This is a genomic window from Paenibacillus sp. 01L418 (assembly GCF_056400045.1).
Window position 1 is genome coordinate 1 of record NZ_JBFTSN010000266.1, and the last position, 9028, is coordinate 9028.

General features: G+C 46.2%; 6 protein-coding genes. All 6 read left to right on the forward strand.

Annotated features, from left to right (window positions below; genetic code table 11):
- A partial coding sequence (locus AC1DSE_RS24160) for an aldo/keto reductase family protein (RefSeq protein ID WP_477528304.1) occupies positions 1–909 on the forward strand: 909 nt, incomplete at its 5' end.
- 149 nt (positions 910–1058) lie between these two features.
- Positions 1059–1649, forward strand: coding sequence for a PadR family transcriptional regulator (locus AC1DSE_RS24165; protein ID WP_477510643.1), 591 nt, complete (start codon positions 1059–1061; stop codon positions 1647–1649).
- Positions 1646–3487, forward strand: coding sequence for an ABC transporter ATP-binding protein (locus AC1DSE_RS24170; RefSeq protein WP_477510642.1), 1842 nt, complete (start codon positions 1646–1648; stop codon positions 3485–3487). The genes AC1DSE_RS24165 and AC1DSE_RS24170 overlap by 4 nt, the downstream gene beginning before the upstream one ends.
- 27 nt (positions 3488–3514) lie before the next feature.
- Positions 3515–5278: an ABC transporter ATP-binding protein gene (locus tag AC1DSE_RS24175; protein ID WP_477510641.1), complete on the forward strand. Its 1764-nt coding sequence runs from the start codon at positions 3515–3517 to the stop codon at positions 5276–5278.
- Complete coding sequence (locus AC1DSE_RS24180; protein WP_477510640.1) at positions 5253–7136, forward strand: ABC transporter ATP-binding protein; 1884 nt, start codon at positions 5253–5255, stop codon at positions 7134–7136. The genes AC1DSE_RS24175 and AC1DSE_RS24180 overlap by 26 nt, the downstream gene beginning before the upstream one ends.
- Positions 7137–7209: 73 nt before the next feature.
- Positions 7210–8154: a cysteine synthase A gene (gene cysK / locus AC1DSE_RS24185; protein ID WP_339204702.1), complete on the forward strand. Its 945-nt coding sequence runs from the start codon at positions 7210–7212 to the stop codon at positions 8152–8154.
- Positions 8155–9028 lie beyond the last annotated feature (874 nt).

Here is a 9028-nt window from a genome sequence, read left to right on the forward strand (position 1 = left end):
CGTATGGCGTATGGCGGTTATGTCGAGCGTGAAAATGCCGTGAAGTCGATTCAAACGGCGTATGATCTTGGCATTAATTTTTTTGATACAGCTAATGTGTATGCGAAGGGCGAAGCCGAGAAAGTAGTCGGAGAAACGCTGCGTGCTTATCCCCGTGAATCCTATGTGCTGGCGACCAAGGTCTATGGAAAAATTGGCGATGGACCGAATGATCGCGGACTCTCTCGCAAACATGTTATTGAATCAGCAAATGCAAGCTTGAAGAGGCTTGGACTTGAATACGTAGATGTGTTCTACAGCCATCGCTTTGATCAGGAGACGCCGCTTGAAGAAACGCTGCGCGCTTTTGAAGATTTAGTCCGTCAAGGCAAGGTGCATTATGTCGGCGTCAGTGAATGGACGGCTGCTCAAATAACTGAAGCGTTCGCCATAGCAGACAAATATTTACTAGATCGTATCGTCGTGAATCAGCCTATCTATAATTTGTTCGAGCGCTACATCGAGAAGGAGATCATACCGCTAGGCATAAAAAAAGGCTTCGGGCAGGTCGTATTCTCGCCGCTTGCACAGGGGCTRCTCACAGGGAAGTACTCATCCAATCAACAAGTACCAGAAGAGTCGCGAGCCGCCAAGCAAGAAAATTTTAAAAACCGCATAACGGAGGAAAAGCTGGCGAAGGTTGAGCTGCTGAAGGAAATCGCATCCGAATTGGAGCTGACGGTAGGTCAACTGTCATTAGCATGGATTTTGCGCCAGCCGAACGTATCCAGCGCTTTGATTGGTGCAAGCCGTCCCGATCAGGTCGAAGAAAACGTGAAGGCATCAGGTATTGAACTTGATCATGAGACACTAGAACGTATTGCAGCGGTTATCGATAACGGCCCTGTATCTACACGAGGTTCATTCTAATCATCTCTGGCCGAAAATGAGCAAAGTCCAGTAAAGAGCATCTCGTTACTGGACTTTGTCATGAAATCGCAAGAAGTAATTGCCTGTTAACGATATATCGTATAGTATGTAAATTAATACGATATATCGTTAACGAAGGAGATTGCACAATGACGAAAGAATGGCAGCCAGAGGAACAATTGTTTTTACATCATGCGAATGAGAGGGAGGGACACGGCTCGGGCAGACGTTTTTTCAGCCGCGGCGGAGTCAAATATGCTTTGCTGGCACTGCTTGAACAGGAGGGCATGCACGGCTACCAAATGATGAAGGCGCTTGAGGAGCAATCAGGAGGCACCTATAAACCAAGTGCTGGCTCCATTTATCCCACGCTGCAGATGCTGCGGGATCAAGGATTTGTAGAGTCCTCCAAGCAAGACGGCAAAAAGGTGTTTGAGATTACTGAGGAAGGCAGAGCTTATTTGCTGGAGGAGAACGATAATGCTGCAACAGGAATGGAACGCCCTGAGCAGAGTGAATCCGAAGACGAAGGCGCTCCCTTTGAGAGAAGAAAGCCGAACCGTCGATTGACGCCTGCTGGCAAGGAGCTGCTGCATTTGCTGAAGGCTGCAGAACGAGCGGCTGTCACTGATCCGAGCAAAGCTGCGCAGCTGCGCGTCATCCTGGATGACCTTCGAGTATCGCTTCGCCAAATCACAACAGAATCCGAATGTGACAGCAGAGAAGGCGGCGCGATATGAGAGAGCAGCACAATTCAGCGCCGGCGTTTCGAGGCGGGGCAGGAATGGGCGGCATGAGAAAATTCGGAACAGGCGAGAAAGTAAAGCCTGCCAGCATTTACAGCATGTTTATACGAATATATGCGCATGCGCGGACACAATTGCCCGCATTGATTGCAGCAGTTGCCAGCGTTATCGCCATATCGCTGCTTGAATTCATCGTTCCGCAGCTAACGAGACTGACGATTGACCACATCATTCCGAATAAGCTTTTTAATAAACTGCTGCTTATCGGCGGCGGCGTCATGGGAGCAGCTGTTGCGCTCGGTGCTTTGCGCTATATTAGCACGTCCCTTATGGCGTCTATCGGTCAAAGGGTGCTTTACAATTTGCGAAACGACTTGTATCGCCATATGCAAAGCCTGGACATTTCTTTCTTCGATCGCAATCGTACCGGTGATTTAATGTCTCGGGTCACGAATGACGTAAGCATCCTACAGCAAATGATTTCCTCCAGCATGATGCAGTTGTTTACCGATTTTTTCACCTTTACGGCCATTGCGGTTTATATGCTGTGGATCGATTGGAAGCTGACGCTAATGCTGCTTGCGACCTTCCCGTTTATGATTTTGACAACTAGGTTTTTCAGCAAAAGGATGCGCTCCTCGTTCCGAACGGTACAGGAATCGGTGGCTGATGTAAGCGATCATCTGCAAAATACGTTAACCGGCATCCGCCTTATTAAAGCGTTTACTGCCGAGAATTACGAGTCTGAACGATTCTCCGAACGAACACAGAAAAATATGGATGCGAATATTCAGGTGACTCGCCTGCGAGCTGCTTATGAACCTATTATTGATTTTCTTAATTTTCTTGGCCTTGCAATCGTCCTTGTTTTTGGCGCATGGCTTGCGATGAAAGAACAAATGACAGTGGGTACAATCGTTGCTTTTATAGCTTATCTCAGACTGCTGCAAAACCCGATTCGTCACTTCAGCCGCATTATTAATACGATTCAGCAATCGGCCGCCGCTTATGAACGCATTATGGAGGTTATGAACACGAAGGCTGAAATTATTGAAAAGAAAGGAGCTGTGAAGCTTCCGCCAGTGAGCGGGCATATTGTTTTTGATCATATTGATTTTGCTTATTCAAAGGATTCGACTGTGTTAAACGATTTTCAATTGGAGCTTGAGGCAGGCAAGGTGACAGCGCTTGTTGGATCTTCGGGCTCTGGCAAAACAACCATTGCACATCTCATCGCTAGATTTTATGAACCACAGTCTGGCGACATCACGATTGATGGTTATTCCTTAAAGGATATAACGATCGCGTCTCTTAGGGAGCAAATCGGCATCGTATCACAGGATATTGTGCTGTTCAATGGCTCTATTGAAGAGAATATTCGGTACGGCAATCTGCAAGCGACAGATCAGGAAGTGTTGGCAGCGGCAAAAGCGGCAAATGCTGCCGGCTTTATAGAATCGTTCCCGCAGGGCTATGAGACGCAAATTGGCGAGCGCGGCGTGAAGCTGTCTGGCGGGCAGAAGCAGCGGCTTTCTATTGCGCGGGCGATTCTAAAAAATCCGCGGATTATTATTTTGGATGAAGCTACTGCATCACTTGATACCGAATCAGAGCAGCATATTCAAGACGCGCTCGCACAATTATTGCAAGGCCGCACTTGTCTCGTCATCGCGCATCGTCTGTCTACGATTCAGAAGGCGGATCGGATTTACGTGTTGGAGCAAGGTGAAATCGTCGAGCATGGAACGCATGATGAACTGCTCAATCATCAAGGCCGGTACAGTCAGCTCTATGAGCTGCAATTCCCGCAAAAGGATGTTTCAGAACAATAATTTTGAAAAATAGGAAGTGGTCGCTTCTTGAAATCAAAAAGGCTGTTGGCCGATTTTTTTCGGAGTACGTGGCATATTTACCTGTTCTCTCTCTTTTTCCATTTGATTTCTAACCTGATCAACGTTTTTTTTCCAAAGGTACTGGGACAATTCACGGATAAGCTGCAAATTGGTGGATTAACAAGCCAGCTTATTGTGGATTACAGCTTATTGCTGCTGCTTATTGGCGTTGGGCAGGTGCTGTTTAACGGCATCGCGATGTATTTGGTTATGTATGTAGGAAGAAAATTTGAATTTGTTGTTCGCAGAGGGCTATTCAAGCATTTTACACAAATGGGCGAACGGTTTTATTCGAAAAATGGTGTAGGCAAGCTACTCAGCTACTTTATGAACGATGTTACAGCTGTAAGGGAATCGATCTCGATGGGGGTCAATTCAACAGCGAATGCGTCGATGCTGCTCGTGGCTTCCATAACGATGATGCTTGTCAGCCATATTCCTTATTATTTGATTTTGGCTTCGATATTTCCGCTGCTGCTTATCCCTTTTATCGTCGTATATCTCGGGCCTATTATTAGAAAACGGTCGCTTGAGGTGCAGGAATCTCTAGGCCTCATGACAGAGACGGCAGAGGAGCAATTCGGCGGCATCCGTGTAACGAAAAAATTTGCGGTAGAAGACATTATGAATGAACGCTTCGGCAAAACGGTCGACCAGATCAGGCTGAAGCAATTGCGGCTAGTGCGCGTTTCTTCTTTTTTCCAAGCGTTGATTCCGTTTCTAGGAGCAATTTCTTTAATCGTCGCGCTTGCTTTTGGCGGTTACATGACGATCACGAAGCAAATTACGCTGGGCAACTTTGTTGCATTGACGCTTTATATTAGAATGCTGATGAATCCACTCCAGCAGATCGGCAATGTCATTAATTCCATTCAACGTTCTCGCGCTTCACTTGAGCGTCTAAACGGCTTATTGTCGCAGCAAACCGAAATTATGGAGCTTCCTAATGCGAAAGAAGTGAATTTGACAGACGCGGGCATTACGATTCGTAATCTATCCTTTTCATACGATCCATTGTCTAGTCCAGTACTGAAAAATATTAACCTGAACGTTAAGCCAGGCTCGACACTTGGTATCATCGGGCGAACAGGGAGCGGCAAGACAACATTGATGAAGCTGCTGCTTCGCACCTACGACCCGCCTCCAGAGACGGTCTGGTATGGAGAAACAGATATAAGAGGAATGACGCTTGAAAGCTTGCGAACTCAAGTTGCCTACGTACCGCAGGATGGCTTTTTGTTCAGTACCACAATTAGAGAAAATATTGCTTTCTCCAATCGAGAGCTTGAGCTTGAAGCGGTTGAGCAAGCTGCGAAGCAAGCTCAAATTTATAATAATATCGCTGAGCTGCCTGATCAGTTTGAAACGAGGCTCGGCGAACGCGGATTAACTTTATCCGGCGGTCAGCGTCAGCGCACAAGCTTAGCCCGCGGAATGATTAAGAATGCTCCGATTATGATTTTGGACGATAGTGTCAGTGCCGTAGATGCGGTGACAGAGAAGGATATTATAGAAGCGATTCAAACGGAAAGAGACAGCAAAACGACGATCATTATTGCGCACCGAATTAGTGCAATCAAGCATGCGGATGAAATCATTGTGATGGATGACGGCTTGATTGTGCAGCGGGGCACTCATATAGAGCTGCTCTCGCAGCAAGGACTCTATGCGACGCTTCATGCGATTCAGGAGGAGGGAAGTCAACATGCGACCGGCACAAGCCATTCATAATTGGCAGGCAGATCAGAAGGCTGATCCGAATCAACCGGAGCAGAAACCGGAATATGTCTCGGCCTTCCGCACATTGTTCGGGTATGCGAGACCTCATCTATGGGCTTTTATTGGTGTGTTTTGTTGTACGTTAATCGCGATTTTATCTGATTTGTTCCAGCCTTTTTTAATGAAAATAGCGATCGATGACAATTTGTTATCCGGCAAAAATGACTACAAAGGGTTGTTAACCATTTGTTTCATATATCTGGGCTTATCCATGTCTAGTTTGCTTTTTAGCTATTTGCAAAACAATCTGCTTCAAAATATTGGGCAAAGCATCGTGTCGCGCATTCGCAAGCAGCTGTTTGGTCATATTTTGAAGCAGTCTATGCGGTATTTCGATCGGATGTCGAGCGGCAGCTTAATTACGCATGTCTCAAGCGATACAGAGGCGCTGAACCAGTTTTTTAATCAGGTGCTGCTGAGCCTGTTTAGGGATGGGCTTACACTCATTTTTATCATGGTGATGATGTTTCAATTAGACACGGAGCTTGCGCTTTATTGCTTGATTTTATTGCCGATCATATGGGCGATTGCGATTGCCTTCCGCTCGTTTATGCGCACGACCTATCAGCTTGCTAGAACGAGGCTATCCCGGCTTGTAGCGTTTGTTGCCGAGAACCTGTCGGGGATGAACCTTATACAGGTGTTTCATCAGCAGAAGGAGCAAGAGAAGCAATTCAACGAGAGAAACAGCTTATATTTTAAAGCAAATCTTCGGGAAATTCGGACGAATGTTGTGTTTGGCCGAACCTTTGATATTTTGAGCAATTTATCGATTGCCTTTGTGACATGGATCGGCGGGAATGCTGTTCTTGGCCACCAGCTGGAATTCGGCGTATTGTATGCGTTTATTACGTATATCCGCCAGTTTTTTCAGCCGATTAATACGATCACGCAGCAATGGAATACGTTGCAGTCTGCTACCGTTGCCATTACAAGAATTTGGGGCGTATTCGCGAATAAGCCGGACATTACAGACCGTGAGCTTGATTCGATTGAGCTGCATAAGACGGATAGCGAAGAAGAGGCGGATGAACGTCAAGCGTCTATATCCACTTTGAGCTTGGAGCAGGTGAAGGGCCAAATCGATTTTAATCGGATCTCCTTCTCCTATGAAGAAGGGATTCCGATCATAAAAGATTTGGATTTGCATATCCATTCGGGTGAGCTTATTGGCGTCGTAGGTACGACAGGAGCGGGCAAAAGCTCGTTGATCAGCTTATTATGCAGATTCTATGATGTGAAGGAAGGCAGCATAAGAATAGATGAGATCGATGTAAGGGATATCCCGCAATCAACCTTGCATCGACTAGTCGGCTTGGTTCAGCAGGAGCCTTATCTGTATTCGGGCAGCATTATTGAGAATATAAGAATGTTCGACGATTCCATTTCTCGCGAGGAGGTTATTCGTGCCTGTGAATTTGTAGGCGCGGATACGATTATCCATAAGCTGAGGGATGGCTATGATACGATGCTGTCAGAACGCGGCAGCGGTTTATCCGCAGGTGAGCGGCAGCTGATTTCTTTTGCGAGAATTATTGTGTTCAAGCCTAAAGTGCTTATTTTGGATGAAGCGAGCGCTAACTTGGATTCTCATACGGAACAATTGATTCAAAATGCGCTTCGGGTCGTATCGCAGGATCGAACAACTATTGTAATTGCGCATCGCTTGTCGACGATCATGCAGGCGGATCGAATTATTGTAATGAGCCACGGTGAAATCGTGGAGCAAGGCAATCATCAGGAGCTGCTGGAGCATGACGGACATTACAAGGAGCTGTATGAGCATTCGCAAGGCAATATTGCTGTATAAAACTCTTTTTGCGCCATATTTACTTTTTTCGGCACGAGCCGCTAGGCCATTCATCATATAGGAGGCAGATTAGATGAGTCATGTTGTCAATCATATTACGGATTTGATAGGAAACACGCCTTTGGTTCGTTTGAACAGGGTCGTGCCGGACGGAAGTGCAGAAATTTATTTGAAGCTGGAGTTTTTTAATCCAGGCAGCAGTGTAAAGGATCGAATTGCCATCAGCATTATTGAAGAGGCGGAGCGGGAAGGGAAGCTGAAGCCGGGCGATACGATCATTGAAGCGACGAGCGGCAATACGGGCATTGGCATTGCATTGGTAGCCGCAGCAAGAGGCTATAAAGCGGTGCTTGTTATGCCGGAGACGATGAGCTTGGAGCGCCGCAATCTGCTGCGGGCATACGGTGCGGAACTAGTGCTTACGCCCGGAGCCGAGGGGATGAAGGGGGCGATTCGCACCGCGAAGGAGCTGCAAGAGAAACATCCGGATTATTTTCCTGCGCTGCAATTCGATAACCCGGCAAATGTGAAAATTCATCGGGAAACGACGGGTCCTGAAATCGTAAGAGCGGTGGAGTCGCTTGATGGCAAGCTGGACGGTTTTGTAGCAGGTGTGGGCACAGGAGGTACGATTACGGGCGCTGGCGAAGTACTGCGCGATCGTTTCCCTGATATCCATATTGTAGCTGTTGAGCCGTCCTCATCGCCGGTTTTATCGGGAGGTGCTCCTGGCCTGCACAAAATTCAAGGCATTGGCGCGGGTTTCGTGCCTTCGATATTGGATGCCGATATTTATAACGAGATCATTCAAGTGAGCAATGATGATGCATTCGAGACAGCTAGAAGAGTGGCCAAGGAGGAAGGGATTTTAGGCGGCATTTCCTCAGGAGCAGCTATATATGCCGCTATTCAATTGGCGCAGAAGCTGGGCACCGGCAAGCGGGTAGTTGCTGTAATCCCAAGCAACGGCGAGCGCTACTTGTCCACCGTGCTGTATCAACAGGAACAGCAGCTTTGAGGTTTGGTAATAGTAGAAGGACGGACAGCCCGAGGCTTCATAGCCTAAGGCTGTCTTTTATTTGATGCGTATGGTGGGAGAGTAAGGCAGTTACAGGCTCAGACTGTTTTGGAGTGAGCGGTTAGGTTAATAGGATTGGTTAATTGACTAAGCGATTGTTGCTTTGTTGAATGCGCCTATATGGGGTCTAAGTCTGGTTTCTAGACTTATTTGCACTTATCAAGCTGGATTGGTGGGAATAGATCTAGTATATAGATCTATTTTTGCTGATTTGGTGCTTAGACGAGGATAGTGTGGCGATTTACTTACGGATAAGACTAGTTTTTAGTCTTATCTGCACGAAACAAGCTGATATGATGGAAATAGAACTAGTTTCTATATCTATTTTTGTTGATTTTTTGCTTAGACGGGTATATGTGGCGATTTATTTATAGATAAGACTAGTTTCTAGTCTTTTCTGCACGAAACAAGCTAATTTGATGGAAATAGAACTAGTTTCTAGTTCTATTTCTGCTGATTTAGTACTTTGGCGGGTATTTTGGGTCGATTTATTTATGGATAAGACTAGTTTTTAGTCTTATATGCACGAAATAAGCTAATTTGATGGGAATAGAACTAGAAACTAGTTCTATTCTTGCTGATATAGTACTATGACGGGAATATGGGGCGATTTAGTTATGGATAAGACTAGTTTCTAGTCTTATTTGCACGAAACCAGCTAATTTGAGGTAGCGTCAAGAAGTTTGTGTAGTAAGATTATCCATCGGAACATTAGACCATTATTGATTGTTCGGGTAAGGCCTTTCCATATCGCTTGGTGTACATCTCTTCAAATGAAGCCTTTGTATCGGCATCTACAAACCCGCGTATGGCT

Bases quoted from the DNA above. Each gene is read 5' to 3' on its own strand.
- AC1DSE_RS24165 (WP_477510643.1), top strand. From the start codon at position 1,059: ATGACGAAAGAATGGCAGCCAGAGGAACAATTGTTTTTACATCATGCG.
- AC1DSE_RS24170 (WP_477510642.1), top strand. From the start codon at position 1,646: ATGAGAGAGCAGCACAATTCAGCGCCGGCGTTTCGAGGCGGGGCAGGA.
- AC1DSE_RS24180 (WP_477510640.1), top strand. From the start codon at position 5,253: ATGCGACCGGCACAAGCCATTCATAATTGGCAGGCAGATCAGAAGGCT.
- cysK (WP_339204702.1), top strand. From the start codon at position 7,210: ATGAGTCATGTTGTCAATCATATTACGGATTTGATAGGAAACACGCCT.